The organism is Roseibium salinum (assembly GCF_026240905.1).
Lineage (GTDB): Bacteria > Pseudomonadota > Alphaproteobacteria > Rhizobiales > Stappiaceae > Roseibium > Roseibium salinum.
In genome coordinates, this window is the sequence record NZ_JAPEVI010000003.1 from 654,545 (window position 1) to 680,605 (window position 26,061).

21 protein-coding genes, 1 tRNA gene and 1 pseudogene are annotated in these 26,061 nt (G+C 62.3%); 8 read left to right on the top strand and 15 right to left on the bottom strand.

What is annotated here, in order from left to right:
• The first annotated feature begins 257 nt into the window (after nucleotides 1-257).
• Nucleotides 258-782 carry a L,D-transpeptidase gene (locus ON753_RS07535; protein WP_265961952.1) on the top strand — a complete coding sequence of 175 codons (525 nt, stop codon included), beginning with the start codon at nucleotides 258-260 and terminating at the stop codon, nucleotides 780-782.
• A gap of 22 nt (nucleotides 783-804) precedes the next feature.
• On the opposite strand, the gene ON753_RS07540 is transcribed toward ON753_RS07535, so the two are convergent.
• On the bottom strand, nucleotides 805-2,028 hold the full coding sequence (locus ON753_RS07540; RefSeq protein ID WP_265961953.1) for a vWA domain-containing protein: 1,224 nt from the start codon (nucleotides 2,026-2,028) through the stop codon (nucleotides 805-807).
• A 71-nt stretch (nucleotides 2,029-2,099) separates the two neighbouring features.
• Entirely contained in the window at nucleotides 2,100-3,038 is a 939-nt protein-coding gene (locus ON753_RS07545; protein ID WP_265961954.1) for an AAA family ATPase, read from the bottom strand.
• 165 nt (nucleotides 3,039-3,203) lie between these two features.
• On the opposite strand from ON753_RS07545, the gene ON753_RS07550 reads away from it, so the two are divergent.
• Both ON753_RS07550 and ON753_RS07555 read left to right on the top strand, forming a co-directional pair.
• Nucleotides 3,204-3,551, top strand: coding sequence for a c-type cytochrome (locus ON753_RS07550; protein ID WP_265961955.1), 348 nt, complete (start codon nucleotides 3,204-3,206; stop codon nucleotides 3,549-3,551).
• Nucleotides 3,552-3,689: 138 nt separating this feature from the next.
• Entirely contained in the window at nucleotides 3,690-3,962 is a 273-nt protein-coding gene (locus tag ON753_RS07555) for an usg protein (RefSeq protein ID WP_265961956.1), read from the top strand.
• A 71-nt stretch (nucleotides 3,963-4,033) separates the two neighbouring features.
• On the opposite strand, the gene ON753_RS07560 is transcribed toward ON753_RS07555, so the two are convergent.
• Nucleotides 4,034-4,837 carry a tRNA1(Val) (adenine(37)-N6)-methyltransferase gene (locus ON753_RS07560; RefSeq protein ID WP_265961957.1) on the bottom strand — a complete coding sequence of 268 codons (804 nt, stop codon included), beginning with the start codon at nucleotides 4,835-4,837 and terminating at the stop codon, nucleotides 4,034-4,036.
• A gap of 1 nt (nucleotide 4,838) precedes the next feature.
• Nucleotides 4,839-5,075, bottom strand: coding sequence for a putative signal transducing protein (locus ON753_RS07565; RefSeq protein WP_265961958.1), 237 nt, complete (start codon nucleotides 5,073-5,075; stop codon nucleotides 4,839-4,841).
• A 257-nt stretch (nucleotides 5,076-5,332) separates the two neighbouring features.
• Here ON753_RS07565 and ON753_RS07570 point away from each other — a divergent pair, with 257 nt between their 5' ends.
• Nucleotides 5,333-6,268: a polyprenyl synthetase family protein gene (locus ON753_RS07570; RefSeq protein ID WP_265961959.1), complete on the top strand. Its 936-nt coding sequence runs from the start codon at nucleotides 5,333-5,335 to the stop codon at nucleotides 6,266-6,268.
• 132 nt (nucleotides 6,269-6,400) lie between these two features.
• Here the strand turns inward: ON753_RS07570 and ON753_RS07575 are convergent, their stop codons facing one another.
• Nucleotides 6,401-7,294 carry a 4-(cytidine 5'-diphospho)-2-C-methyl-D-erythritol kinase gene (locus ON753_RS07575; protein ID WP_265961960.1) on the bottom strand — a complete coding sequence of 298 codons (894 nt, stop codon included), beginning with the start codon at nucleotides 7,292-7,294 and terminating at the stop codon, nucleotides 6,401-6,403.
• A gap of 11 nt (nucleotides 7,295-7,305) precedes the next feature.
• Nucleotides 7,306-9,090, bottom strand: a complete 1,785-nt coding sequence (locus ON753_RS07580) for a tetratricopeptide repeat protein (protein ID WP_265961961.1) — start codon at nucleotides 9,088-9,090, stop codon at nucleotides 7,306-7,308.
• A 277-nt stretch (nucleotides 9,091-9,367) separates the two neighbouring features.
• Between ON753_RS07580 and ppdK the strand changes: the two genes are divergently transcribed.
• Nucleotides 9,368-12,037 carry a pyruvate, phosphate dikinase gene (ppdK, locus tag ON753_RS07585; RefSeq protein ID WP_265961962.1) on the top strand — a complete coding sequence of 890 codons (2,670 nt, stop codon included), beginning with the start codon at nucleotides 9,368-9,370 and terminating at the stop codon, nucleotides 12,035-12,037.
• A 44-nt stretch (nucleotides 12,038-12,081) separates the two neighbouring features.
• On the top strand, nucleotides 12,082-13,035 hold the full coding sequence (locus ON753_RS07590; RefSeq protein WP_265961963.1) for an ArgK/MeaB family GTPase: 954 nt from the start codon (nucleotides 12,082-12,084) through the stop codon (nucleotides 13,033-13,035).
• Nucleotides 13,036-13,040: 5 nt separating this feature from the next.
• Here the strand turns inward: ON753_RS07590 and ON753_RS07595 are convergent, their stop codons facing one another.
• The 3 genes from ON753_RS07595 to map all read right to left on the bottom strand — a co-directional run bounded on the left by ON753_RS07595 (nucleotide 13,041) and on the right by map (nucleotide 17,146).
• The gene (locus ON753_RS07595; protein ID WP_265961964.1) at nucleotides 13,041-15,320 is read right to left on the bottom strand and encodes a bifunctional diguanylate cyclase/phosphodiesterase; all 2,280 of its coding nucleotides are present in this window, start codon (nucleotides 15,318-15,320) and stop codon (nucleotides 13,041-13,043) included.
• A 152-nt stretch (nucleotides 15,321-15,472) separates the two neighbouring features.
• Entirely contained in the window at nucleotides 15,473-16,150 is a 678-nt protein-coding gene (gene radC, locus ON753_RS07600; RefSeq protein ID WP_265961966.1) for a RadC family protein, read from the bottom strand.
• 165 nt (nucleotides 16,151-16,315) lie between these two features.
• Complete coding sequence (gene map / locus ON753_RS07605; protein ID WP_265961967.1) at nucleotides 16,316-17,146, bottom strand: type I methionyl aminopeptidase; 831 nt, start codon at nucleotides 17,144-17,146, stop codon at nucleotides 16,316-16,318.
• A gap of 216 nt (nucleotides 17,147-17,362) precedes the next feature.
• Here map and ON753_RS07610 point away from each other — a divergent pair.
• Together ON753_RS07610 and ON753_RS07615 are read left to right on the top strand one after the other, a co-directional pair.
• Nucleotides 17,363-17,448 (top strand) — tRNA-Leu (locus ON753_RS07610).
• Between the two features lie 284 nt (nucleotides 17,449-17,732).
• On the top strand, nucleotides 17,733-18,908 hold the full coding sequence (locus tag ON753_RS07615) for an alpha-D-ribose 1-methylphosphonate 5-triphosphate diphosphatase (protein ID WP_265961968.1): 1,176 nt from the start codon (nucleotides 17,733-17,735) through the stop codon (nucleotides 18,906-18,908).
• Between the two features lie 97 nt (nucleotides 18,909-19,005).
• Here the strand turns inward: ON753_RS07615 and phnE (ON753_RS07620) are convergent, their stop codons facing one another.
• The 6 genes and pseudogenes from phnE (ON753_RS07620) to ngg form a co-directional block, all read right to left on the bottom strand.
• Nucleotides 19,006-19,857 (bottom strand): phosphonate ABC transporter, permease protein PhnE, encoded by an 852-nt coding sequence (gene phnE, locus ON753_RS07620; protein ID WP_265967091.1) that lies wholly within the window; start codon nucleotides 19,855-19,857, stop codon nucleotides 19,006-19,008.
• A gap of 11 nt (nucleotides 19,858-19,868) precedes the next feature.
• A complete protein-coding gene (phnE, locus tag ON753_RS07625; RefSeq protein WP_265961969.1) occupies nucleotides 19,869-20,783 on the bottom strand; it encodes a phosphonate ABC transporter, permease protein PhnE in 915 nt (304 codons plus the stop codon).
• A gap of 66 nt (nucleotides 20,784-20,849) precedes the next feature.
• Nucleotides 20,850-21,761, bottom strand: a complete 912-nt coding sequence (gene phnD, locus ON753_RS07630; protein WP_265961970.1) for a phosphonate ABC transporter substrate-binding protein — start codon at nucleotides 21,759-21,761, stop codon at nucleotides 20,850-20,852.
• Between the two features lie 145 nt (nucleotides 21,762-21,906).
• Complete coding sequence (phnC, locus tag ON753_RS07635) at nucleotides 21,907-22,728, bottom strand: phosphonate ABC transporter ATP-binding protein (protein WP_265961971.1); 822 nt, start codon at nucleotides 22,726-22,728, stop codon at nucleotides 21,907-21,909.
• A gap of 360 nt (nucleotides 22,729-23,088) precedes the next feature.
• On the bottom strand, nucleotides 23,089-24,279 hold the full coding sequence (locus tag ON753_RS07640; protein WP_265961972.1) for an osmoprotectant NAGGN system M42 family peptidase: 1,191 nt from the start codon (nucleotides 24,277-24,279) through the stop codon (nucleotides 23,089-23,091).
• Nucleotides 24,276-26,058: pseudogene (ngg, locus tag ON753_RS07645) on the bottom strand (N-acetylglutaminylglutamine synthetase). The gene ON753_RS07640 and the pseudogene ngg overlap by 4 nt, the downstream one beginning before the upstream one ends.
• Nucleotides 26,059-26,061: the final 3 nt, after the last annotated feature.

The window sequence follows — 26,061 nt, forward strand, 5'->3', positions numbered from 1 at the left end:
AGCGTCCGGCACTGTTCTTCGCCGGACGTCTGGCGGGACTATCACCCTGCTGGCCCCACCGGCATAGTGACCGCTGTCACAGCCAGTGTGCCGGGGCTTGCGACCCATGGGGCCTCCGGCGTCGGACCGGCACATGTGACCGAACGGATCCGCTCCGCGAACTACGCGCGTTAACCTTTTGGTAAGAAAATAGGGACCCTGCCGTTCTTTCAAGCTGCCGGGCGCTGTAATCTCCTGCTCAGAACAAGGGGATTGTCATGCATCCGGCCTCTTCCTTCCGCTTCACAGTCCTGGCTGGCCTTGCCCTCGCCATAAGCATTGTAATTCCCCCGTCAGCTCAGGCGGCGGATCTGGTGGGCTTCAGCGATGCCAGGTTCCGTCCCGGGACAATCGTCATCCGGAATTCGGAACGGCAGCTCTATCTGGTGCTTGGGGGAAACCGGGCCATCCGTTACCCGGTGGCGGTCGGCAAGAGCCGGAAATCCTGGACGGGCCAGGCCCGGATCACGGCAAAATACATCAGGCCGGACTGGGCGCCGTCGCCGGAAGTGCGCCGGGACTTTCCGCATCTGCCCGCCCTGATCCGGGGCGGCGCGCCGAACAACCCGATGGGTGTTGCGGCCATGACCCTGTCCAACGGCAATTACGCCATTCACGGCACCAACCGCCCGGGCTCCATCGGCCGCGCGGTGTCATACGGATGCATTCGCATGGCCAATCACGACATTACGGACCTGTTCCAGCGGGTGGGGGTCAGCACGCCGGTGGTCGCCCTGCCTTGAGCGACGCTGTCGAGCGGCGTCACTATCTTCCTTGAGACCGCAACCAGCTTCTGGGGTCTGTCTCCCTCGTTCGGGCCTTGGTACCCGACAATGCCGCCACCAGGTCCGCAACCGCGTCCAGCGAATGGACCGAGCGGAATTCGTCCACGTGGGGCAGCATGGCGCGGATGCCCTTGGCTCTTGCCTCGAACCCGTCGAAGCGCAGCAGGGGATTGAGCCAGATCAGCCGGCGGCAGGAGCGGTGGAGGCGGTCCATTTCCCGTTCGAGGTCTTCGTCCGTATCGCGCTCCAGCCCGTCGGTGATCAGCAGCACTGTCGGATTGCCGGAGAGCACGCGGCGCGACCAGTGCCGGTTGAAATCGTAAAGCGCCGACGCTATTCGCGTGCCGCCCGACCAGTCCTCGACACCTTGGGTGCAGGCTTCCAGCGCTTCATCCGGGTCCTTCATCCTGAGCTGCCGGGTCACGTTGGTCAGCCGCGTGCCGAAGAGGAACGTGTGCACGTCCCGCCGCACGGCGGTCAGTTCGTGGAGAAAGTGCAGGAGCAGGCGCGAATACTGGCTCATGGAGCCGGATATGTCGCAGATGGCCACCAGTGGCGGCTGCTTTTCGACCGGCTTGCGGAACTTGAGGTCGATGATGTCGCCGCCGGCCCGCATCGAGGCGCGCAAGGTGCGGCGTGGGTCGATGCGTCCCTTTGAGGCGGCCTTCAGGCGGCGAAGCCGGATACTGTCCATCGGCAGGACCATCGCCCGCAGCGCCTGTTTGGCCTGGGTGACTTCTTCTGCGGTCATCTGGGCAAAGTCCTTGGTCTGCAGCAGTTCCTTGCCCGACACGGTGAACCTGGCGTCCACCTCTATTTCCGGGACGGTTTCTTCCGCTGCCCGTTCCCGGGCGGCCTGGAAGGCCTGGGAGACGCGGGTCTGGCCGGCCTTGGGCTTTTCCGGTGTGCCGCGGGGCGGGGCGACCGGCGAAAGTATGGCCAGCATCTTCTCGATCAGGCCACGGCTTTGCCAGTAGATCCGGAAGGCCTCGTCGAAGAGGACCCTGTGTTCGCGCTTGCGCACGAAGACCGCGTGCAGCGTCCAGTAAAGGTCCTCCCGGTTTTCTATTCCGGCAATTTCGACCGCCGTCACGGCATCCACGACGGAAGCCGGACCGACCGGCACGCCGGCCTTGCGCAAGGTTCTTGCGAAATAGACGATATTGTCGGTGATGCGCGAGCGCAGTTCAGGATCGGCGGGCATGGGCGTCTCCTGGCGAAACCTTTGCCGGGCGGGGCAGGGAGGAGGGGCCTTTCGTCACGATGGGCACCGCCTCAAACCGTCGGCACGGATTGCCGGTGCGGTGCCTCTTTGCGGATGTCGTCGATCATCTGGCGCAGCTTCGAGCCGCGGACCCGTTCGATATCGTCCTGGTATTTCAGCAGGACACCGAGCGTGTCGCTGGCCATGTCGGGATCGAGCGCAATCTCGTTCAGCTCCGACAGGGCCGTCGCCCAGTCGAGGGTTTCCGCAACGCCGGGCTGTTTGAACAGGTCCTCGTCGGCCCGCAGTTTCTGCACGAAGGCGACGACTTCCGCCGCGAGCCGTTCTGCGGCTCCGGGCACTTTCCGGCGGACGATTTCCAACTCCCGCTGCGCGTCCGGGTAGTCGACCCAGTGATAGAGGCATCGCCGCTTCAGCGCGTCGTGGATTTCCCGCGTGCGGTTAGTGGTGATGATCACGATCGGCGGTTCCGCCGCTTTCACCGTCCCGAGTTCGGGAATGGTCACCTGATTGTCCGCCAGAACTTCCAGGAGAAACGCCTCGAAGGCCTCGTCCGCGCGGTCCAGTTCGTCGATCAGGAAAACGGGCGCTCCCGCGAGTGACGGCTCCAGCGCCTGGAGCACGGGGCGCTTGATCAGGAAGCGTTCATCGAAGATCGACTTGGAAAGCTCCGTGTGTTCCATGTCGCCGGCTGCTTCCGCGACACGGATCTCCACCATCTGGGCCGGATAGTTCCACTCGTAGACCGCTGATGAGATATCCAGGCCCTCGTAACACTGCAGGCGGATGAGATCCCGGCCGAGAGAGGAAGCGAGAACCTTGGCGATTTCGGTTTTCCCCACTCCTGCCTCGCCTTCCAGGAAAAGCGGCCGCTTCATCCTGAGCGCAAGATGCAGGACCGTGGCCAACGACCGGTCGGCGACATACCCCGCCTGGTTCAGCAACTCGAGCGTATCGTCAATGGAAGCGGGGAGAGGTGTCGGGTTCATGGATCCTCCGGAACGGGCACGTGTTCGTTGGTTATATAGGCAGAAAGGCTGCGAGAACATGCCCCGGCAGCCGATAAGGGATCGCACCCCCCGTGTTCTTGCTAATGTGTTTCGGATCATCGATCCTCTATAAGTGCCGGGTCTGATTCAAGGGAGGGAAACGCGATGGCTGACTGGAAGACCTGTTGGGCTGCTCTGTGCCTCGCCGCAAGCAGCAGTCAGGCGTTTGCCCTGGACGGGCCTTACCCGTCTGATGCCACAAGCGTGGCGACCGGGCGGGAGCTCGCCGAAATACACTGCGCCGCCTGCCATGCGGTGGGCGAAGAGGATACCAGCGCGCAGGAAGGAGCCCCCGCATTCAGAGACCTGTCCGGTCTCTATCCGCTGGAGAGCCTTGAAGAGGCACTTGCAGAGGGAATTGTCACCGGTCACGACAATATGCCCGAGTTCGCCTTCGAACCGGATGACATCAATGCCTTTTTAGGCTATCTGACGACCATCCAATCCAAGTGACCGTCGCCTTGGCGCATTGTTAGCAGTAACGTGTTGTTGCTGCTAAAGTGCTGTTTATAAACAATAATTGTTCCAAAGTTGTGTTTGGTTAACCGGGTATCCGTGACACTCTTTTCTTGCAGAAAGGAAAGAACTGGCATGAATACCATCTCAGACTTTGAAAAGCGGCTTCTCGGCTTTGGTCTGCTGACTGCCGAGATTCACTACAGGCTTCCCGATCATCCGATACTGCTGCAAAGCTTCCTCTGGCAGACGGAAGACCTTGCCCCGAAATTTCCGGAACTGAACCGGTTCCTGCATTTCTGGGAAAAGGAAATAGACGGCTGCATTCACTCTGTGCGCATCGCTCATCAAAAGCTCATTGCACCGGTGGATTTCCGCTACGCAAACGGCGAATTCGTGATGCATTGAGCTGAAAGTGAACTGGCGGACGGGTCGGCCTGCTTTCGCCCGTGAGCCGATGAAAGCAGCTGTGCCATACCCTAGCGGCGCGGGAGAAGGCCGAGTCCTTCCCCATCGCGCATAATGGCGCGGGACTGGCTGGTGAAGTCCGATCCGCCGCCTTCATGCAGCACGAAGCCCGACAGCAGCTGCATCGGGGCCTTGCTGGCCCGGATGGCGCGGATCAGGACCCGGGTTGCCGGAGCGTCCGGCCGCGGGCGCAAGGGAATGACGTCTATCGAGCCGAAACGGCCCGGCAGCACGTTCAGCAGTTCGGGCAGGCCGTCGGCGCGGAATATCACCGTGAGGCTGCCGCCTTCCCGGACGACGTCCGTCGCCGTCCTCGCCCAGGGCTCCAGGCCCCGTTCATCCAGCATGTGAGCTCCGGCCCGCCCCTCATTGGGGGAGGCGCGGAACCTGTCGGCCCCGTAATAGGGAGGATTCATGATGGCATGATCGGCCATGGACGGCTTCAGGCCGGCCGCATGGCGCAGGCTGCCCTTGGCGGTAACGTCCGCTTCCACCAGCGAAACCCGGTCGGCGAAGGCAGCATTTGCGGGATCCTCGAGGCCGCGCCGGGCGAGGGCGAGGGCGGTGGGATCGACGTCGACCAGGGTGACCCTGATGCCGGGCAGGCGGGCGGCGGCGCAAAAGCCGGCAGTTCCGACGCCCGCCCCGATGTCGACCACGTGCCCCGTGGCGCCGTCAGGCAGGGCAGCTGCCAGATAGACCGCGTCGAGACCCGCCCGGTGACGGCCGCGCCTGGGCTGGTGCACATAGACCTTGCCGCCCAGAAAGGCATCGCGCGTCGTCTCGAGCTCCTCCGGATCCTGCGGCATGGTCATGTCAGATCTGCCCGTCTTCCGGACGCAACTCGTGTTCCAGGCCAGCTTCCCGGACCAGCATGCGCGCCTTCGCGATCTGCTCGGACGTGACCAGGATCCGCCTCGGGATCATCGCCAAAGAGCCTTCCATGATGCTCATGTTGCCGTCTGCGACAAAATGCTTGATGCCGGCCTCCTCCAGAATTGATTCCAGGAACGAAATCAGGACCGGATCGTTTGTTCTGACGAGTTCTTCCATAAGATTCCCTGCATTAGCAGCATGGCGGAAAGGCGTGCCAGACACTATCTTTCAGCACTGGTGTACAGCAAAACCCGCTGTTCGGGACATTTCAACACCTTGTCAACGGTTTGGCGTCTTGCTCAGCGCGCCGTCGCAACATATTGTCCGCTCAAATATTCAGGGGAGTGCCATTAGTGGCCGTTGTTGCAACATATTCCGACAGTCAACCGCGCCGTCCGAGCATACAGTCTCTCGTGGATCTTGTGTCCGCGGGCATGTCAGATGTCAATGAGCTGATCCTCTCCAAGGCAGGCTCCAATGTCGAGCTGATTCCGGAGATCGCCAAGCATCTGATTTCATCCGGCGGCAAGCGGCTGCGTCCCATGCTGACGCTCGCGTGTGCGGAAATGTTCGGTTATCAGGGCGATGGTCACGTGACCCTGGCGGCCAGCGTCGAGTTCATGCACACCGCCACACTGCTCCACGACGACGTTGTCGATGAAAGCGATATGCGCCGCGGCAAGCTCGCGGCTCGCAAGCTCTGGGGCAACCAGGCGAGCGTTCTGGTCGGCGATTACCTGCTCGGCCAGGCCTTCAAGATGATGGTCGATGTCGGTTCCCTGGAAGCGCTGCACATCCTGTCCTCCGCTTCGGCCGTCATTGCCGAGGGTGAAGTGCTGCAACTTGGCGCCGCCAAGAACATCACCACAACCGAAGAGGACTATCTGCGCGTGATCGAAGCCAAGACGGCAGCGCTGTTCGCCGCCGCGGCGGAGGTCGGCCCGGTGATCGCCGGGCAGAATGCGGCTATGAAACAGGCAGCGCGCACCTATGGCATGGAGCTGGGGTATGCCTTCCAGCTCGTGGACGATGCGCTCGACTATGGCGGGTCTTCCGCGGATCTGGGCAAGGACATCGGCGACGATTTCCGTGAGGGCAAGATCACGCTTCCGGTCGTGCTGGCCGTTGCGCGCGGTTCGGAACAGGACCGCACGTTCTGGAGGCGCTGCCTCGAAGGCGAAGACATCGAGGACGGCGATCTGGAACAGGCGATCGCGCTCCTGAAGAAACACGATGCTCTGGCCGATACCGTGGAACGGGCCCGCAATTATGGCGAAAAGGCCCTGCAGGCGCTGGAAACGCTGCCCGGGGGCGCGCACAACGATGCCATGGCCGATGCCGTCGCCTTCTGCATCTCGCGTGTGAGCTGATCCGCGCAAGCTATTGGAATGCGATTCGAAACCTGCATTTGAGAGCGGCGGTTCGCGCAGTGTGGGCCGGCCTAGGGGTCCTGCCGCCGATCCGGTGTCACAAGCGGGTGGGCGGTATTGCGTCCCGGTGCCTCACGACAAGGGTCCGGATGCGATCCACCATTCCGGGTGGCCGTTTCTCAGTTCCCGTTCGATATCAAGCGCATTCATCACCTCGCACAGGGCGAAGCAGGTGGCGCCCGAGCCCGACATGCGGGCAAGTTCGACGCGGTCATCGGCTTCCAGTGCGCTGAGGACGTCGCCGATGGCGCTGCAGACACCGACGGCGGCATCCTGCATGTCGTTCCGGCAGCCTGCCAGGTAGCCGGTCAACTGGTCCAGAGTATCGAAACTTTCCGGAACGAGCGGCATTGGCGGGTTGTCCCGCCGGTCCATGGCCTTGAACGCCTCGGCGGTGGAAACGCCGACCTTCGGGTTCACCAGAACGATGCCGCAAGCGGGCAGGTCCGGCCCGGGTTCAAGTTCCTCGCCGATACCGCGCATGATCTGCGGCTCGGGATACATGCACACCGGCACGTCGGCCCCGAGCGAAAGGGCCAGAGCGTAGAGATCAGCGTCGTCCAGATATATGCCGGTGAAATCCTCAACAAGACGCAGCGCGGTTGCCGCATCGCTCGAGCCACCGCCGATCCCGGAAGCGACGGGCAGGCGTTTGGTGAGCGTCAGGCGCACGGTGGGAGGGGGAAGTCCGGCCCTTTCCGCAAAGGCTCTTACCGACTTGAGGATCAGATTGTCCTCCGAAGGGCCTTTCAGATCCCGGGCAAAGGGGCCCTCCACGACGAGTTCGAGCCTGTCCGACGGTTCCAGGGCTATCCGGTCGCCGATTTGCGGAAACACCACCAGAGACTCCAGCAGATGGTAGCCGTCCGGGCGCTGGCCGGTGATGTGCAGGGCCAAATTCACTTTGGCCCGAGCAAGCTCCACTCGTGGCGACACCCGTGACGGGCTGGGCTGGGCGGGGGTCATGGCAGCCCCGGTCAGCCGCCGTTTTTGTCGTTTTCCGCTTTGGCGGCGTCCGTCTTCGGGGTTTCCGGCATGCCGTTGGCGATCTTGTCGAGGATCTTGGGCAGTTCGTCTTCCTCCGGACCGAGATCCCTTGCATGGTTCCACTGGAACCGGGCCTCATGCCGGCGCCCGACCATCCAGTACGCATCGCCCAGGTGATCGTTGATCACCGGATCCGCCGGGCGCAGCTCGATGGCCCGCTCAAGTTCCTTCACGGCTTCCTCGTAGCGCCCAAGGCGATAATAGACCCAGCCCAGGCTGTCGACGATGTAACCGTCGGTCGGGCGGAGGTCCACGGCGGTCTTGATCATCTCCAGGGCTTCATCGAGCTTCAATCCCTGGTCCACCAGGGAATAGCCGAGGTAGTTCAGCACCAGCGGCTGCTGGTCATTGAGCTCCAGCGCCTTGCGGAAGTCCGCCTCCGCCAGCTCCCATTTGTTCAGCCGTTCACGGGCAATGCCGCGGAAATAAAGCAGGAGCCAGTGCTCCTTTTCCAGCTGATCGATGGTGTCGAGGCCCTTGGTGTAGACCGCTTCCGCATCCGCGTAGATCTCGTGAGCGCGCAGGATGTTGCCGAGCGCGATGACCGCTTCCAGGTCGGACGGATCCTGCTCGATCAGCGTTTCAAGATGCGAACGGGCCTCGTCCATCTGGTCGAGCGAATTGTAGTTCAGGCCGATCTGGATTTCGGCTTCGCGCTTCAGGACACTGTCGTCGGGTACCTTCTTGAGCGCCTCGATCGCCCGTTCGGGCTGTTCCATGCGTTCGAAAACGGCACCAAGCGCGATGGCTGCAAATTCGGCGTCCGGGTCAAGGTAAAGCGAAAGCTGGAGATAGGAGGTCGACAGTTCCTCACCTCCGTCACGGCCGATGACCGAGCCGAGGCCATAGAGGATTTCCGCCATGCCTTCGGCCGGATCGGTGACCAATGGCTGGACGACCGCGCCGCCTTCGATAATCTCTTTCGTCTGCTCAAGCTTCGGGTGGCCCCGGAACTGTTCCTCGTACTGGATAAGCGCGTCCAGAGCTTCTTTCTGCCGGCCATTGGCCGCAAGAAGGCGGGAATAGACGTCGACAACGCGAATAGCCCCCTGATCGACCTCATAGGCGTCTTCAATGGCCGCAAGAGCCTGCTGGGGCCGGTCGGCGGCGAACAGAATATGCGCCTTGTGAGTGGCCTTGAAGACCTCGAACCAGTCTGGCCCGCTGAGACCGTCGATCATGGCGACGGCCTCATCGACCTTGCCGCTGCCGTAGAGCGCCCATGCGCGGGAAATGCCGATGGAAAGCTGGGCGAGGGGGCCGTTCCTGCCCTTTGCCAGTGCTTCATCGGCCGCGGTATATTGGCCATCGACCATGCGCTGCGCGCCGACGGCCAGCTGAGCCAGGAAATTCTGCAGTCCGCTTTTTTCCAGTTCGTCGGCATAGACAACGGCCTGCTCGACATCGCCATTGGCCAGCTTGAGGAGAAAGGTGCGCTCCAGAAGCATCGGGTTGGACGGGTCGGCTGCCAGGGACTCTTCAAAGAAGGCGGCACCCTGGGCGTAGTCTTTCTGGAATCCGGCCAGACGTCCGGAAAGATAACTCCCGGTCAGTGTGAGCGGCAGGTCGGACGGCGTGCCCAAGGCTTCCGCGCCCGCGCTCGTCTCGGCCGCGGCGGCCGCCGGCACGAGGGCGATCGCACTTACCAGCGCAAGGAGCTTCAGCTTGAAGGGCCTGCGGTGCATCCTGGAATCGGCGCCGGTCATTTGGTTCATCAATCCTCGCACTTCGGTTCGCTCGACAGTTCTGGAGTATGGCTTATTGCCGTTGACAATGGCGTCTTTAAGGCTGACCGGCAAGGCAAGGCGGATAACTTTCTGTCAGTTTAAATCCATTTGATTTTGCCGAACGCAAGAATTCCCATGACCAAAGGTGAAAGGAATCCTCTTTCGGACAAAAAGGTCTTGAAGACTGTCTTCTGCCGTAGCAGTTATGTGCAGTGCAAAAACGACGGAGGCGGGACGTCTCTGCACCAGGTGAGGAGAGTTGAAAATGGCCAAATGGGTCTACAGTTTTGGCAACGGCGCCGCGGAAGGCGCCGCGGATATGCGCAACCTGCTTGGCGGGAAGGGCGCAAATCTTGCCGAAATGAGCAGCCTGGGCCTGCCTGTGCCCCCCGGTTTCACGATCACCACCGAGGTCTGCACCTGGTACTACGAACACGGCAAGAGCTATCCGGAAGAGCTCGCGGCCGACGTTTCCGCCGCGCTGGAGAAGATCGGCGCGGCGACCAACCGCGAGTTCGGCGGCCTCGAACGTCCGCTTCTGGTATCCGTCCGCTCCGGGGCGCGGGTTTCCATGCCCGGGATGATGGACACGGTTCTCAACCTCGGGCTCAACGACCAGACAGTCGAGGCTCTTGCCTCGGAGGCCGGCGACCGGCGCTTTGCCTATGACAGCTACCGCCGCTTCATCCAGATGTATTCCGACGTGGTTCTCGGGGTCGATCACCATGAATTCGAGGAAGTGCTGGAAGATTACAAGCAGCGCAACGACCTGACGCTTGATACCCAGGTCGACGCGGACGCCTGGCAAGGCATCATCGAGAAGTTCAAGGAACTGGTCGAAGAGGCGCTGGAACGGCCCTTTCCGCAGGACCCGCAAGAGCAGCTCTGGGGCGCCATCGGTGCGGTTTTCGGATCCTGGATGACGCCGCGCGCGGCCACCTACCGGCGCTTGCACGATATCCCGGGCAACTGGGGAACCGCCGTCAACGTCCAGGCGATGGTGTTCGGCAACATGGGCCAGACCTCGGCCACCGGCGTTGCCTTCACCCGCAATCCTTCCACCGGCGAAAACGCGCTCTATGGCGAATTCCTCGTCAATGCCCAGGGCGAGGACGTGGTCGCAGGCATCCGCACGCCGCAGGACATCACTGAAAAGGCCCGCAAGGAAGCAGGCTCTTCGATGCCGTCCCTGGAAGCCCTGATGCCGGAAGCCTTTGCCGAATTCCAGTCCTACTGTGGCAGGCTGGAAGCCCACTACAAGGACATGCAGGACCTGGAATTCACCATCGAGGAAGGCAAGCTCTGGATGCTGCAGACCCGTGCCGGCAAACGCACGGCGAAGGCGGCCCTCAAGATCGCCGTCGACATGGTCGAAGATGGCCTGCTGACGGAAGAACAGGCGATCGGGCGGGTCGAACCTGCGGCCCTCGACCAGTTGCTGCATCCGACCATCGACCCGAAAGCGGAACGCAACATCGTGACCACCGGCCTGCCGGCTTCGCCGGGCGCTGCATCCGGCGCGATCGTCTTTTCCTCCGATGCGGCCGAGGAAGCGAAGGCGGCGGGCAGGAAGGTCATTCTGGTGCGGATCGAGACCAGTCCGGAAGACATTCACGGCATGCATGCGGCCGAAGGCATCCTGACCAGCCGGGGCGGCATGACCAGCCACGCCGCCGTCGTCGCCCGGGGCATGGGCAAACCGTGCGTATCGGGTGCCGGAACGCTGCGGATCGACTACCGCAACGGCCTCATCAACGTCGCGGGCCGGCAGCTCAAGGAAGGTGACATCATCACGATCGACGGGGCGACCGGGCAGGTTCTCCTCGGCGAAGTCACTATGCTGCAGCCGACGCTGTCCGGTGATTTCGGAACGCTGATGGGCTGGGCCGACAAGGTGCGGCGCATGAAGGTGCGCACCAATGCCGAAACCCCTCAGGATGCGAAGGTCGCACGGGACTTCGGCGCGGAAGGCATCGGCCTTTGCCGCACCGAGCACATGTTCTTTGAAGGCGAACGGATTATCGCCGTGCGCGAAATGATCCTGGCGGATTCGGAAGCGGGAAGACGGGCGGCGCTCGCCAAGCTGCTGCCGATGCAGCGGCAGGACTTCACCGACATCTTCAAGATCATGCACGGCCTGCCGGTGACCATCCGCCTGCTGGATCCGCCCCTGCACGAGTTCCTGCCGAAGTCGGACGAGGAACTGGCGGAGGTTGCCAAGGCGATGAACGCCGATCCCGAACTGCTGCGCGACCGGGCGCTGGCGCTGGACGAATTCAACCCGATGCTCGGCCACCGCGGATGCCGCCTGCTGGTCTCCTATCCGGAGATTGCGGAGATGCAGGCGCGGGCCATTTTCGAAGCCGCCGTCGAAGCGGCCAAGATCACCGGAGCGCCGGTGGTACCGGAAATCATGGTGCCGCTGGTCGGCCTGAAGGGCGAACTCGACCTTGTCCGGCAGAGCATCGAGGCGATGGCAAAGGCGGTGATGGAAGAAAGCGGCACCGAGCTGACCTATCAGATCGGCACCATGGTCGAACTGCCGCGCGCCGCGCTGAAGGCGGCGGAGATTGCCCAGTCGGCCGAGTTCTTCTCCTTCGGCACCAACGACCTGACGCAGACGACCTTCGGTATTTCGCGCGATGATGCCGCCTCGTTCCTCGGCACCTATCAGAGCCGGGGCATTCTGGAGCAGGATCCGTTCGTCTCGCTCGACCAGGAAGGCGTCGGCGAACTGATCCGGATCGGCGTGGAGCGCGGCCGGTCCGCCCGTCCGGACATCAAGCTGGGCATTTGCGGCGAACATGGCGGCGATCCGGCCTCGATCGGATTTTGCGAACGTGTCGGCCTCGACTACGTGTCCTGCTCGCCCTTCCGTGTGCCGATCGCCCGCCTGGCGGCCGCGCAGGCGGCGCTGAAGAACAGACAGGGCTGAGAGATGCCGGTCCTGCGGCGTGCCGGTGCGAGCGGGGTCGTGGTGTGAGCGGACAGCTGCCGTCGCTGGAGGAGTTGCGCGCGGGCGGCAAACGGCCGCTGGCGCGGCTCCTGTCCAGGCTGGAAACGCACCGCTCCGACGGTGAGACGGCCGCTTTCCTCGACCGCATCTGCGGCGAGCCGCTCGGGCAGGTCGTCGGGCTGACGGGACCGCCCGGTGTCGGCAAGTCCAGCCTGACCGATGCCTTGATCAGGGCTTACCGGGACGAGGGCAGGAGGGTCGCCGTTCTGGCGATTGACCCGTCGTCGGCCATATCCGGCGGGGCCCTGCTGGGCGACCGGACGCGGCTGAAGACCGATCCTTCCGACGAACAGGTCTTTGTCCGCTCCATGGCGGCGCGGGACCGCCTGGGCGGACTGTCGGATCATGCGGTCGCGGCGATCGCGGTCCTGCGCTGCGTTTGCGACCGTGTGATCGTGGAAACGGTCGGCATCGGGCAGTCGGAGGGGGACCTGAAGCAGGCGGCAGACACGGTCGTCCTGTGTATCCAGCCCGGCTCGGGCGACAGTCTTCAATTCATGAAGGCCGGCATCATGGAATTGCCGGATGTGGTGGCCGTCACCAAGGCCGACATGGGTGCCCTGGCCCGCCGGGCGGCATCGGACGTCAAGGGAGCCCTGTCGCTGAGCAAAGGCGACGACCGGTCCTGGCAGGTGCCCGTGTGCGAGGTCTCGGCACATGCAAAAGAGGGCATCGGTGAGCTTGTCGCCCACATGACGCGTCATCACGTCCATCTGAGCGAAACCGGTGCTCTGATCTCGCGCCGCCGCCAGCAGCACAAGGCGTGGTTTTGCGACATGGTGCGGACCGAATTCGGCCAGACGGGGCTTAGCCTTGCCACGCGGGCTCCGGCTACATGGCTGGAAAGGGCGCAGGAAGCACCCTTTGCAAGCTTTGCGGCCTTTTCCCGGGAAATCAGCAACCGCCTCGGGATGTGACCCTTTCAGCCCTCGACAGCGCGCGGCTGGTAGCTGAGGTCGAGCCCGAAGCCGGTGCTGCCTGCGCCGTGAAACGCATCGAGAAACGTGCTCATGTCCGTTGCCGACAACGGCCGGGAGATGAAATAGCCCTGCATCCGGTGGCAGTCATGGGCCTGCAGGAAACGCATCTGTTCGATCGTCTCGATGCCCTCGGCGACGATCGTCATGCCCAGGGCCTTGCCGAGCTGGATGATCGAGACCAGAATGGCCTCGGCCTCCGGATTGCCGTTCATGTCGGACACGAAATCCCGGTCGATCTTCAGCGTATCGAACGGGAAGCGGCGCAGGTAACTCAGGCTGGAATAGCCCGAACCGAAATCGTCCAGCGCAACCTTCACGCCCAGGTTCTTCAACCGGCGCAGCGCCTTGAGAACGGAGTCGTTGCGTCCGGCAAACACGGTTTCCGTGACCTCGATTTCCAGACGCTGCGGCGGCAGGTTGTTGGCCGCCAGGATTGCCATGACCTTTTCGACAAAGCGCGGATGCTTGAACTGGTTGGGCGATACGTTGACGGACACGATGATGCCCGGCCAGTCATGCGCCCTGGCGCAGGCCTTGTTCAGCACCCAGATGCCGAGATCGTTGATCAGGCCGGTTTCCTCGGCGACGGGGATGAACTGGGACGGGGAGACGACCGTGCCGTCTTCCTTGGTCCAGCGCGCCAGAGCCTCGACCGAAACGATCCGCCGCGCATCCGTGTCGGATTGCGGCTGATAGGCTAGTTCGAGCATGTCGTTTTTCAGCGCCAGGCGCAGGTCCCGGGACAGCCGGTCCTTGGACTGGACGTTGTGTTCCATGTGCTGTTCGAAGAAGGAGCGGCGGCTGCGGCCGTTTGCCTTGGCGTCGTAAAGGGCGATATCGGCCCTGCGCAGAAGTTCGTCGGGACTGCTGCCGTCTCTCGGGGCAATTGCCACGCCCATGGAAAGGCTGGCAAACAATTCGCGGCTGCCGATCATCACCGGCCGGCCGATTTCGTCCTGGACCTGATCCAGGATGTATTCCAGCCACTCGTCGCTTTCGCAGTTCTTGATGACCATGGTGAACTCGTCGCCGCTGATGCGTGCGACGATGCTGCCCTCGGGCACCACACGCTTGAGGCGCTGCGCGACGGCAACGATGACCTTGTCGCCGGCCGAGTGGCCGAGCGTATCGTTGATGTCCTTGAAATGGTCCAGGTCGATATAGACCACGGCCGTGTTGGTGCCGCTGGTGAACCCGTTCTCCAGCACATCGCTCAGGAGGGCATGGAACCTGGACCTGTTGGGCAGGCCGGACAAGGCGTCGTGGCGCGCCGCGTGGGTCGCCATCTTCTCGCTCCGGGCAAGGCGCTTGGTCATCTGGCGGGTGAAGACCGTTACCGCGATGACCAGGATCGATATCATGATGGCGGCGATTGCAAGGAAGGGGTTGATACGCTCGAGCATCTGGCTTCCGGGAAGATTGGCCTGCCAGGCAATGATGCCGACATTGGTCCCGTCCGGCGAACGCAACTGATAGCGCCCGACGCCTGTCCGGTTCTCTTGCGCATTGGTCAGCACGACGCCGTCCAGGCGGGACACTTCCGAAATCTCCGCAAGCTTCTCGCCCCTCAACGGCACGAGGCTCACAAGGGTAGTCGGCGGGCGGCGCTCTTCCGTGATCGACAGGATCTGCGGGACGACGGCCGCGGCAGTGAACAGATAAGGTTCGCCTCTGATGGAGACGACACCCGTTTCGGCAATCGACCGGCGGGCTTCTCCACTCGGCGGGGCAAACCGGTAAAGGCCGGAAGGCGTTTTTCCGAAGGAATTGATGTAGCGGGCCCGAACCTTCGCGACCGCCGGTTTCAGCTCCTCCACCAATCCCTCTGTCAGCCAGAGGCTGCTGTTGTCGGAGGAGTAGGCGTTCTGGACCTGGAAGTCGGTGCCGACCAGGAGGGACTTGGTAAATCCATGGTTCTGGAACAGCCAGTTGGTCATGTTGTTGTAGATCCAGCTCGGGTCCGGGGACGGCTGGTTCACAAGATGATAGGCCTCTTCCCAGATCACGACGCCGGTCTGCTGCTTGGTCATGTAGTTCCGGGTGAGCTCCAGGGCTCCGGCAACGAGCGTTTGCTGCGACTGTTCAGCACTTCCGTCGGAAATGCGGGCGGACCAGTGCATCACGCCGAAAACGCCAAGCATGGAAACCAGCACAACCACAATCATCGGCACGATGATCGCATTGGCTATGTGTCCGCCGAAATTTCTGGTCGATCTATGCATGCATGGCCCGTTCTATTCGGGCGGAGTATTGTCGATGCGGGTTAAGGAATGTCCCCAAATTCTTAGTAAAATAAGAGTAAAAACCGAAAGACCGTCCGGAAAGATTCCGGCAAGGCAGGCTAACCGGTCCGGGACAGGCGTGCCGGCGGCACTCAGATCAGCTGCAGGCCGCGGAAGCTGACATTGGTTCTGAGACCGACAATGATGTGGTCATGAACTTCGATCCCGAGCGGTTTGGCGATATCGACGATCTTCTGGGTCATCTGAATATCCGCCCGCGAAGGCGTCGGGTCTCCGGAGGGATGGTTGTGCACGAGGATGAGCGCGGTCGCGGAGTGTTCCAGTGCCCGCCGGATGACCTCGCGCGGATAGACCGGCGTGTGATCGACGGTGCCGGTCTGCTGGACTTCATCGGCGATCAGGCCGTTCTTCTTGTCCAGATAGAGAACCCGGAACTGCTCCACATCGGAGTGTTCCATGGACGCCTGCAGATAGTCGATGACTTTGGACCAGGAATCGAGAAGCCGGCGCTGGTTCAGCTCCGCCCGATGGTAGCGGACGATGGCGGCATGAACCGCCTTCAAGGTGTCTACGCTGATGTCCGACAGCCCGTCGATTTCCTTGAGCCGGGCACGCGGCGCGGCAAGGGCGGCGGAAAAGGAGCCGAAGCGCTGCAGGAGAGCCTTGGCGATCGGCTTCGTGTCCTGGCGGGGCAGGGCGGAAAACAGCAGGAATTCCAGAAGCTCGTAATCGGCGAGGCTCTGTTCGCCGGTGTTGCGGAACCGGTCGCGCAGTCTTTGACGGTGCCCCTTGTGATCTTCGGCGCTCATGGTCTCTGCCTCACATCAGCGCCGTCGATCACGCGCAAAACTCCTCTGCCGGTGCGGCGATGTATTCTCTTTCTTGTCAAACAGGCCTGCCGCTTCTCTGCCCGCTGCACCGGCGTCCTCCAGCAGCGGGAGCGTTCGGAAGGGCAATGCGCCGAAACCGCACATCTAGTCGTTGGGGAGACCCGGCTTGTGAATGCCTTTGGGAGAGGTGGTGAAAATCTCGCATCCCTCCGGCGTGATGCCGACGGAATGTTCGAACTGCGCCGATAGCGACCGGTCGCGGGTGACCGCCGTCCAGCCGTCGCTCAACACCTTCACGTGGGGACGGCCGAGATTGACCATCGGCTCGATGGTGAAAATCATGCCGGGTTTCAGTTCGACCCCTTCGCCCGGACGGCCATAATGGAGGATATTCGGTGTGTCGTGGAACAGAAGTCCGAGACCGTGACCGCAGAAGTCGCGCACGACCGAGCAGCGCTCCGCCTCCACGTAGGTCTGGATCGCGGCGCCGATATCGCCGGTGGTGTTGCCGGGCCGGGCCGCATCGACGCCGCGCATCAGCGCTTCATAGGTTACGTCGATCAGGCGTTCGGCTGCGCGCTTGATCTCGCCGACCGGATACATACGGCTGGAATCGCCGTGCCAGCCGTCGAGGATGAACGTCACGTCGATATTGACGATATCGCCTTCCCGCAGCGCCTTGTTGTTGGGAATGCCGTGACAGACGACGTGGTTGATCGACGTGCAACTCGACTTGGTATAGCCGCGATAGTTCAGTGTTGCCGGGATGGCGCCGCGATCCATGCCGTACTGGTAGACGAACTCGTCGATTTCCTCGGTGGTCGTACCCGGTTTGACGATATCCGCCAGCTCGTCGAGACAGGCGGCCGTCAACTGTCCGGCGCGCATCATGCCTTCATAATCTTCGCGTCCGTACAGGCGCACCTGTCCGGTGTTCTTCAATGGAGCTTCCGCCGCGTCGATATAGGTGACCATCGGGACCTTGTCTCACAATTGGCCGGGCCTGATCGCCGCCTGGAGCAGGGGCCCGGAATTCTTCGGTTCTTATATGTTCCATACCTTCCGGCGGTGCCAATTTCCAGTTCCTGTTCCAGTAAAATGACGTGGAAGTGGAAACCTGCCGCGCGGAATCTGAATTCTCGTCGCCCATGCTTGCGTAATTGTTGCAAGCCCGCTACGTGAAAACAGACAGCGGGCGTGGTGGAACTGGTAGACACAAGGGACTTAAAATCCCTCGGCCCTAGGCTGTACGGGTTCGAGTCCCGTCGCCCGCACCATTCTAAGTATGCTACCGGCCGTCGGCCTGCTTGAGCACCGTTTGTGCGCTACCGGCCCTTGGCCTGCTTGAGCGCGGGTTTGTGCTCCACCGGCCGCTTGGGTGCCGCAGCGCCTACCTGCAATATAGCACTTGGCCGGAGCCGATGCATCCGCGCCGCGATTTTTGAACTTTCTTTGCCCTGTCACAGTCTCTTTCCCGAACTGTCACAATTTGCGCCGGGAAAAGCTGTAGAAGACGCTTCCAGACCGAATTGACCGGGGCCGGGCCCCGGGAGGATGTTTCATGACCTTTTCCGACAAGCGTGCGCCGACCGGCAGTGAGTTTTCCGTCCTGAAAAACGCCAGGATCGTTCTGGGGCGGGAGGTGATATCCGGTCATGCGGCCTTCTCGAACGGAGTGATTGTCGGCGTTGATACGGGCGCGGCACCCCAGGCCGGAGAGGATCTGGGGGGAGATTATCTGCTGCCCGGGCTGGTCGACATCCATACCGATCATTTTGAAAAGCACGTCTTTCCGCGTGCGCATGTGCGTTGGGATCCGCTGCGGGCGGCGATGGCCCATGATGCGCAGATCATCGGCAGCGGGATCACCACGGTTTTCGACAGTCTGTGCGTCGGCGCGACGATCAAGAACCCGGAGCGCAGGGAGATCCTCGGTCCGATGATCGACGCGCTGGAAACCGCGCAGGCCGCCGGCATGCTGCGCGCCGAGCATCTCGTGCATCTGCGCTGCGAAATCACCGATCCGGACACGGCTCCGCTTGCGGAGGAAAATATCGGCCGCGACATCGTGCGGATGATCTCGGTGATGGAGCATCTGCCGGGACGCCGGCAGAGCAAGAATATCAAAGCCTATATAGAACGCCGGATGGCCGATAGCGGGTTCTCCCGGTCGGTGGTGGAGAAGGAAACGCAGGAGCTGCTGAACCGTTCGGACGAGGTCAGCCGGATCGTCCGGCCTGCCGTCGTCTCACTGGCGCACGCGCATCACCTGCCGCTGCTCAGCCATGACGATACCGAGCTTCATCATATCGACGAGGCAACGGCGGAGGGAATTGTCGTTTCGGAGTTTCCCTGCACTCCGGAAGCTGCGCGCAAGGCGAAGGAACATGGAATGCACGTCGTCGGCGGTGCTCCCAACATCCTCAGGGGCGGGTCGCAATCCGGCAATGTGGCGGTAAGCGATCTGATGGCGGAAAACCTGGTCGATATCCTGGCCTCGGACTATGTGCCCCGCTCGATGCTCGACAGCGCGTTCATGATCGCCGCCGACGAAGCCTTCACCGCGGATCTCGCCGAAGCCGTGCGCATGGTTACGAAGACGCCCGCGGAAGTCGCCGGCCTGGCCGACCGGGGCGAGATCGCCGAAGGCAAACGCGCAGACCTTCTTCAGGTCGGCCTCTTCAACGGTCACCCCTTCGTCAAACGGGCCTGGCGGGCCGGGCAGCGGGTGCTTTAGGGATAGCGGCCCACAGGATTGAATGCACTGAGCCCCGGCTCTGCGATCCTCCGAAGTGCCATCAAGCGGTAAGCCTCCTCAAGCTATTCAGTTCAGTTCATTTGGTCTTGCGCGTCTCGCCTCCGATGATCCGCTTCCTGAGAAAACCCGAAAATCCGTCGATCAGGTAGACGGTGAGGATGATCAGGAAAATGATCGTCCAGGCTTCCGGCCAGCGGTAGGCGCTGATGCGATCCGCCAGCAGGAAGCCGATGCCGCCGGCGCCGACGATGCCGAGGATGGTGCCCGAGCGGGTGTTGGATTCGAAATTGTATAGGATGATCGACAGGATCACCGGCAGGGCCTGGGGGAGGACGGCGAAGCGGATGGTCTGCATGCTGCCGCCGCCCGATGCCTTCAATCCGTCGACAGGTTTCTTCGATGTGTTTTCGATCGCCTCGGAGAACAGTTTCGAAAAGGTCCCGACTTCGGAAACGGCGATCGCCAGGATGCCGGCAAGGGGGCCAAGGCCGAAGGCCCGGATGAAGATCAGCGCCAGGATGAGCTGCTCGACGGCGCGCAGGGCATCGAAGCCGCGCCGGATGGTGAGGCGGAACCAGGTGGACGGCATGATGTTCCTGGCGCCGAGAAATGCCAGCGGAAATGCCACGACAGCACCCAGAACCGTACCCATGAAGGCCATAGCGACGGTTTCTCCGAGGCCTTTCAGGATCTCCTGCCATTCTGCCCAGCTTGTCCAGATATGCGGCGGGAACATGAAGGAGACGACATTGCCGAAGCGCAGGGCGCCCTCGGCAAGCCGGGCGGGCGAGACGCCGAACGCCCAAAGGCACCAGGCGGTCAGCAGGACGAAGGCCGTCCACGACGCCATGCGGACCATTCTCGTTCTCAGGCTGGTTTCGAAGGCGGCCGGCACGAGGCTTTTCGCCCTGTGCAAATCGGGGGACATGTCTTTCACCGTCAGACTCCTTTGCCGGTCAGGCCAATGATCCGGTGCCGCATTTTTTCACTGACCGTGTCGATGACGATCACCGCCGCGAAGATGATCAGGAAGAGGGCGGAAAGGTCGGTGTATTCCTGCAGGGACATGGAAACCCGGATTTCCTGGCCCAGACCGCCGGCGCCGACGAAACCGATGATCGATGACGAGCGCACGTTGATCTCGAAGCGCAGCACCGTGTAGCTGATGATATTGGGAATGACCTGGGGAACGATGCCGTAGCGCACCTGGTCGAACCAGGAGCCGCCGGAGGCCCTGATGCCCTCAACCGGGCGCATGTCGGCATTCTCGTTGGCTTCCGAATAGAGCTTGCCGAGCGCCCCGGTTGCGTGAAAGCCGATGGCGAGCACACCGGCGAGCGGGCCAACGCCAAAGCAAAAGACGAAGATCAGCGCCCAGACGAGATCGGGGACGGTGCGGAGGATCTCCAGGTAGCGGCGGGTGAGGTTCAGGACGACTGCGTTCGGGGCAAGGTTGCGGGACGCGGGAAAGCTGAGCAGAAACGCGCCGACGATGCCGAGGAGCGTTGCCATATAGGCAATCAGGATAGTCTCGACGAGCAGACGCAGCCAGACCTTCCAGCGCCAGAACCAGCTGCCGAGATCGGCGCCCAGGGTTTCCCAGTGGAGCACCGGCAGGGTCTTGTGGAGATATTCGCCAAGACGGGGAAGTCCCGCCCAGATCTTCCACATGGAAACCCGTTCGCCGGTCGCCAGCGTGACCTCGGTCATGTCAAGGAAACCGCCCATCCAGGCGGCGGCAAGGAAACAGATGGAAAACAGTGCGGTGGAAACGACATTGACCCGGCGCGCTGACCTGCGCGCAGCCGCGTAATCCGTTTCGAATCGGTCGATTGCGGGGGAAAGTGCTGACATGGCCCGTGACGCGTATTGAAAGCAGGAACGGAGAGGCACCGACCGGCGCCTCTCTTTGAAAGGGGGTCAGCCGCCGCGGCGCTGCTTCTTCAGCCAGTCGCGCATTTCGACGATCCACTCGTAGCGGTCGTGATCGACCTCGATCCAGCCTTCCTGGGTGGAATCCTCGCCACCGGTCATTTCGATGAAGGCCAGCGTATCCTTTTCCGGGCTGTCCATCACAGCTTTGCGCATATCCTTGATCAGGCCTTCGGGCAGGTTGGCGCGGGCCGCCAGCGGGCCGGAAGTGATTTCCGGGGACTTCCAGATAGTGCAGATCGCACCTTCCTCGATCATGCCCTTGGTTTCCATGCGCTGCGGAATGCCGTCTTCTTCGTTGGTAATGTAGGTCGCTGCCGCGTCATACTGCTTGTTGTAGACGCCGAGCACGCCGGTTTCATGGGCACCGGAAAACGGAACCGCGCCGAAATAGGTCTTCGGGTCGTAGCCCTGCTTGCTGAGATTGAAGAAGGGGACCGCGTAGCCGGAGGTGGAGTCCGGATCGGCGAAGGCCAGCGTCTTTCCCTTCAGGTCTTCAAGGGTTTTGTAGCCGCTGTCGCAGCGGACGGTGATGACGGAGAAATAACCGGTGGAACCGTCCTTCTGCAGGCGGGACACCAGCGGAACCACGCCGGCATTGGTTTCGGTATAGGCCGCGGCATAGGAGGACGAGCCGAGGAATGCGAATTCGATCTGGTCGGCTGCGAGCGCCTGGATGACACCGTCATAGGAACCGGCGGTGAAGATCTCGACTTCCACGCCCAGTTCGTTCTCGAGATAACGCTCAAACGGGGTGTAGCGGGCAATCCGGTCCTTTTCGTTTTCACCGGACAGCACGCCGAACCTTACGGTCTTGTATTGATCCTGCCAGCTTTCCGACAATGCCGGAGAGGCTGCGAGGACGGCTGCGGACACAGCTGCTGCAAGAATGGCCTTCATCGATATGCTCCTTTTATGCCGGGTCGCCGGCGGTGAAGCGGACGCTGCCGCTTGAACTGCGCCGGAGCGGCTGGGGCCGCCCCGGCTGCCTTGGATCAACCTGCCTTCAGCCGACTTGCCTGAACGCAGGAAAGTCATCCGTGCCTCAGGCCCCGACGGCCCGTTTGTGCTGCGGGGGCGCCTGCACTGTCAGGGAGGTGGACGTCACGGCCTCGTCAATGTCGCCGGACAGGTCCCCGGTGCCGTAGATCTGTCGCACCCGGTCGGTGGTGAGGGTTTCGGGCGCGCCGTCGAACTGCACCCGTCCCGCACGCATGGCGATGATCCGGTCGCAATAGGCACGGGCCGTGTCGAGCGTGTGCAGATTGACCAGTACGGTGAGACCGTCGGTCTTGTTGATCTCCCGCAGGGCCTCCATCACCCGGCTTGCATTGGCCGGATCGAGAGAGGCGATCGGCTCGTCGGCAAGCATGATGCGCGGGTTCTGGACAAGCGCCTTGGCGATCGCGACGCGCTGCTGCTGTCCGCCGGAAAGCGTGCCCGCGCGCTGCAGGGCCTGCGGCACCAGATCGAGCCGGTCGAGCGCCTCGATGGCCCGTGCCCGATCCGTATCTGTGAAAGACCGGGCCATGGAGCGGACTAACCCCGTATGGGCGATCCGGCCGATCATGACATTCGTCAGCACGTCCATGCGCTCGACCAGATTGAACTGCTGGAAGATCATCGCGCAGGACGCGCGCCACAGGCGCAGGTCCCGTCCGCTGAGCGCGGTGATGTCCCGCCCCTCGTTGATGATTGTTCCCCGGCTTGGATCGGTCAGCCGGTTGACCATGCGCAGCAAGGTCGACTTGCCGGCGCCGGAGCGTCCGATCACCCCGACCATCTGGCCTTTGGGAATTGCAAGGGAGACGCCGTCGACGGCCGTCAGGTCCCCAAATACTTTCGTCAGTTGCTCGATGACAAGCATTCATACCTCCGCGAAACCGGGAGGCAACTAGCAGATTTGCGGGGGAGTCAGATGTCTATGCGATTATACTTTTATGAAATTTTACGACAGCGAAACTGAAGCGGTTTGCCGGTTTACAAGTAAGCCGCTCATATCACGGATATATTGACCGGGACCCCGGGTAAGGCATCGCTATTGTCAAGTGATCTGAGAGTGGCGGCTTCTTCAGGCGAAAGCCTGTCGGTCCCGCCGGACAGGGCTTCGCGCGGCGTCTGGACGAGTTCTCCTCGCGGTGAGACATACGCAGGTGGCGCTCGGAGAAACGCTGCGAGGAAACGCCACGACAGCGTTTCGCTCCCGCGACGTCGTGGAGCATTGGGGTTACTCGTCGACGGGCTCGGCTTCCGGTTCGGGTTCCGGCTCCGGTTCCTCCGTCTCCGGATTGAGGTGCTGGTCCGCGTCTTCCCTGGGCTGGTGGGTGAACCCGGTCAGGCCTGCGAATTCGCGGGCGTCGCGCTGGATTTCGACGGGGCTGAGGGCATAGCCGGTGGCAAGTTCCGCCAGCGAGCGCAGCGCATGCATGTGGATGCGCTCATAGCCGTGGCTGGCGTCGACGCCGAAGGTGATCAGGGCCGTGCGCACGTCGGCACCGGCCTCGATTGCACTGGCAGCGTCCGAACGGTAGTAGCGAAAGACGTCCTTCTGGAACTTGATATCGTTTTCACGGCAGAGCTGGACCATCTTGCGTGTCAGATGGAAGTCGAAGGGGCCGGTCTGGTCGGCCATGGCGATGGTGACCCCGAATTCGTCCGAATTCTGCCCCGGTGCCGTGGTGCCGTTGTCGATGGCCACCATGGAAGCGATGTCGGGGGTCAGGATCGACTGTGCGCCGTGGCCCGTTTCCTCGGCGATGGTGAACAGCCAGAAGATATCGACGTTCGGCTCGATATCCGATTCCGTCATTGCCTTGAGGGCGGCCAGCATCACCGCCACTCCGGCCTTGTTGTCCAGATGCCGGGAGACGATAAAGCCGTTTTCGAGGAACTCGGGAGCCGGATCGATGGCAACGAAATCGCCGACATCGATGCCGAGCCGGTGAAGATCGTCGGTCGACTTTGAATAGGCATCGACGCGCAATTCGACGTAATTCCAGCCGATCGGAAGGTTATCGATGCCTTCGTTATAGGTGTGGCCCGAGGCCTTGAGAGGCAGGATCGTGCCCGTGTAGGCACCGTTCTCGGAAAAGACCGTGGTCCGCGCCCCTTCGGCAAAGCGCGCCGACCAGTGGCCGATCGGCACGAGTTCCAGGCGGCCATTTTCCTTCAGGGCCTTGACCTGGGCGCCGAGCGTGTCGAGATGCGAAACGAAGGCCCGGGCCGGCCTGCGGCTCCGGCCGGAGATCCTGGCGCGCACAGCGCCGCGCCGGGTGACCTCGTAAAAGACACCCAGAGCTTCCAGTTTCTTCGACACGTGCCGGACAATCTCATCCGTGTATCCGGTCGGGCTCGGGATCTTCAAAAGCCCCTCCAGCGTCTCGCTCAGATATTGAATGTCGATATTCAAAAGTGTCATGTCCCAACCCGGCTCAAGCTTGTCCTGACGGATTGAGGTACCGACAGGGGAAACAGGAAATCAATGAAGCGCTCTGCTGTCGGCTGCGGCTCGTGATTTGCAAGCCCCGGCCGTTCATTGGCTTCAATGAAACGGTATTCCGGTTGTCGGGGGTCCTTGACCATCAAGTCAATGCCTGTGACGGGAATTTCGATCGCACGCGCCGCCTTGATCGCCGCGTCTATCAGGGTGTGATGCGTTTCTCCGGTTACGTCGTGGATGGTGCCGCCGGTATGAAGATTGGCGGTCCGCCGCACGGGAAGCTTCCGGCCTTCGGGCAGCACATCGTCCAGCTCGAAGCCGCTCGCGCTCACGCAGCGCCGCACCTCGTCGTCGACGAGGATCTTCGATCTCGCCGCCGGTTGCCGCGGAGCGTCTGCGGGACTGGTTGTCGATGAGTTCCTGGATCGTCGCCCGGCCGTTGCCGGTCACCTCGGCCGGTTTGCGCAGGGCCGTCGCGACAACCTTGTAGTCGATCACGACCAGTCGCAGGTCCTGGCCGGTGACGAATTCCTCGATGAGGACATCGCTGGAATAGGTCTTGGCAACGTCGATGGCGGCCATGACTTCGTCAAGCGTGGTCAGGTCGATGGCAATCCCCTTGCCCTGTTCGCCGCGTGCCGGTTTGACGACCACGGAACCGTGTTTTTCCAGGAAGGCGGCGACTTCGTCCGGCGAATCGGCCTTGATCTGGTCCGGCACCTCGACGCTTGCCCGTTTGACGATGCGCCGCGTCGCGGCCTTGTCGTCGCAGAGCGACATGGCGACGGCGCTGGTAAATTCGCTCAAGGATTCCCGGCAGGCGATCGACCGGCCGCCGTAGGAGAGCCGGAAGAACCCGCCTTCGGCGTCGATGATTTCCGCCAGGATGCCGCGCCGCCGCGCCTCGTTGACGATGATCGTGGCATAGGGATTGAGCTTGTCTTCAACCGCGGGACCGGCAAACAGGGCTTCGTTGAAGGTGTTCTTGCGCTTGACCGTGAAGTAAGGCACCCGCTCGAAGCCGAGCTTCTCGTAAAGGCCGATGGCAAGGTCGTTGTCATGCAGCACGGAAAGGTCCAGATGCGGAATGCCCTTGCCCTTGAAGACTTCGGCCATGCGCCGCACGAGGGCTTCTCCGATGCCCGGAAAGCGCGCCTGTGGCGAGACGGCGAGGCACCAGAGCGAACCGCCGTGATCGGCGCCATCCGTCGCGCGGTTGTGATCGACGCCCATGGCGGTGCCGACAATCAGTCCGCTGTCATCTTCTTCGGCAACCAGAACCGTCATGGTTCTGGGGTCGAGTTCCGACCAGAAGAATTCCGGCGGCACGGGCACCATGCCGCGGGTTATGTAGAGCTCGTTGATCGCCTCCGCGTCGCTGCGCGAGGACAGGCGCCGGACGGTGAAGCCCTTGCGCCTGCTTCGGGCCGGGCGATAGGTGGCCAGATCCAGGCGGAATGTGTGGGAGGGATCCAGGAACAGCTCCTGCGGCGCGGAGCCGACAAGCACGTGCGGATCGCGCACGTAAAAGGCGATGTCGCGCCGGTCGGGGCCTTCATCGCGCAGGACCTCCACCAGCTTTTCGGTGTCATGATAGGTATTGGCGAAGACGAGGCGGCCCCAGCCGCAATTGATATAGCGGTTCTGCTGGGCCTCCGTTTCCTCGCGCCGGTATTCCGGCTTGAGGCCGTGTTCGCGCATGCGTTTGAGGCGGTGGTCGAATGCCCCCTTCGGACGTGACGGTTCATGCTCGGCCATGGA

Bases quoted from the DNA above. Each gene is read 5' to 3' on its own strand.
- ON753_RS07615 (WP_265961968.1), top strand. From the start codon at position 17,733: ATGACCTTTTCCGACAAGCGTGCGCCGACCGGCAGTGAGTTTTCCGTC.
- radC (WP_265961966.1), bottom strand. From the start codon at position 16,150: ATGAGCGCCGAAGATCACAAGGGGCACCGTCAAAGACTGCGCGACCGG.
- map (WP_265961967.1), bottom strand. From the start codon at position 17,146: ATGGTCACCTATATCGACGCGGCGGAAGCTCCATTGAAGAACACCGGA.
- phnD (WP_265961970.1), bottom strand. From the start codon at position 21,761: ATGAAGGCCATTCTTGCAGCAGCTGTGTCCGCAGCCGTCCTCGCAGCC.
- ON753_RS07540 (WP_265961953.1), bottom strand. From the start codon at position 2,028: ATGCCCGCCGATCCTGAACTGCGCTCGCGCATCACCGACAATATCGTC.
- ON753_RS07595 (WP_265961964.1), bottom strand. From the start codon at position 15,320: ATGCATAGATCGACCAGAAATTTCGGCGGACACATAGCCAATGCGATC.
- ON753_RS07550 (WP_265961955.1), top strand. From the start codon at position 3,204: ATGGCTGACTGGAAGACCTGTTGGGCTGCTCTGTGCCTCGCCGCAAGC.
- ON753_RS07575 (WP_265961960.1), bottom strand. From the start codon at position 7,294: ATGACCCCCGCCCAGCCCAGCCCGTCACGGGTGTCGCCACGAGTGGAG.
- phnC (WP_265961971.1), bottom strand. From the start codon at position 22,728: ATGCTTGTCATCGAGCAACTGACGAAAGTATTTGGGGACCTGACGGCC.
- ON753_RS07570 (WP_265961959.1), top strand. From the start codon at position 5,333: ATGTCAGATGTCAATGAGCTGATCCTCTCCAAGGCAGGCTCCAATGTC.
- ON753_RS07535 (WP_265961952.1), top strand. From the start codon at position 258: ATGCATCCGGCCTCTTCCTTCCGCTTCACAGTCCTGGCTGGCCTTGCC.
- ppdK (WP_265961962.1), top strand. From the start codon at position 9,368: ATGGCCAAATGGGTCTACAGTTTTGGCAACGGCGCCGCGGAAGGCGCC.
- ON753_RS07580 (WP_265961961.1), bottom strand. From the start codon at position 9,090: ATGAACCAAATGACCGGCGCCGATTCCAGGATGCACCGCAGGCCCTTC.
- ON753_RS07545 (WP_265961954.1), bottom strand. From the start codon at position 3,038: ATGAACCCGACACCTCTCCCCGCTTCCATTGACGATACGCTCGAGTTG.
- phnE (WP_265961969.1), bottom strand. From the start codon at position 20,783: ATGTCAGCACTTTCCCCCGCAATCGACCGATTCGAAACGGATTACGCG.
- ON753_RS07555 (WP_265961956.1), top strand. From the start codon at position 3,690: ATGAATACCATCTCAGACTTTGAAAAGCGGCTTCTCGGCTTTGGTCTG.
- ON753_RS07560 (WP_265961957.1), bottom strand. From the start codon at position 4,837: ATGACCATGCCGCAGGATCCGGAGGAGCTCGAGACGACGCGCGATGCC.
- ON753_RS07640 (WP_265961972.1), bottom strand. From the start codon at position 24,279: ATGACACTTTTGAATATCGACATTCAATATCTGAGCGAGACGCTGGAG.
- phnE (WP_265967091.1), bottom strand. From the start codon at position 19,857: ATGTCCCCCGATTTGCACAGGGCGAAAAGCCTCGTGCCGGCCGCCTTC.
- ON753_RS07565 (WP_265961958.1), bottom strand. From the start codon at position 5,075: ATGGAAGAACTCGTCAGAACAAACGATCCGGTCCTGATTTCGTTCCTG.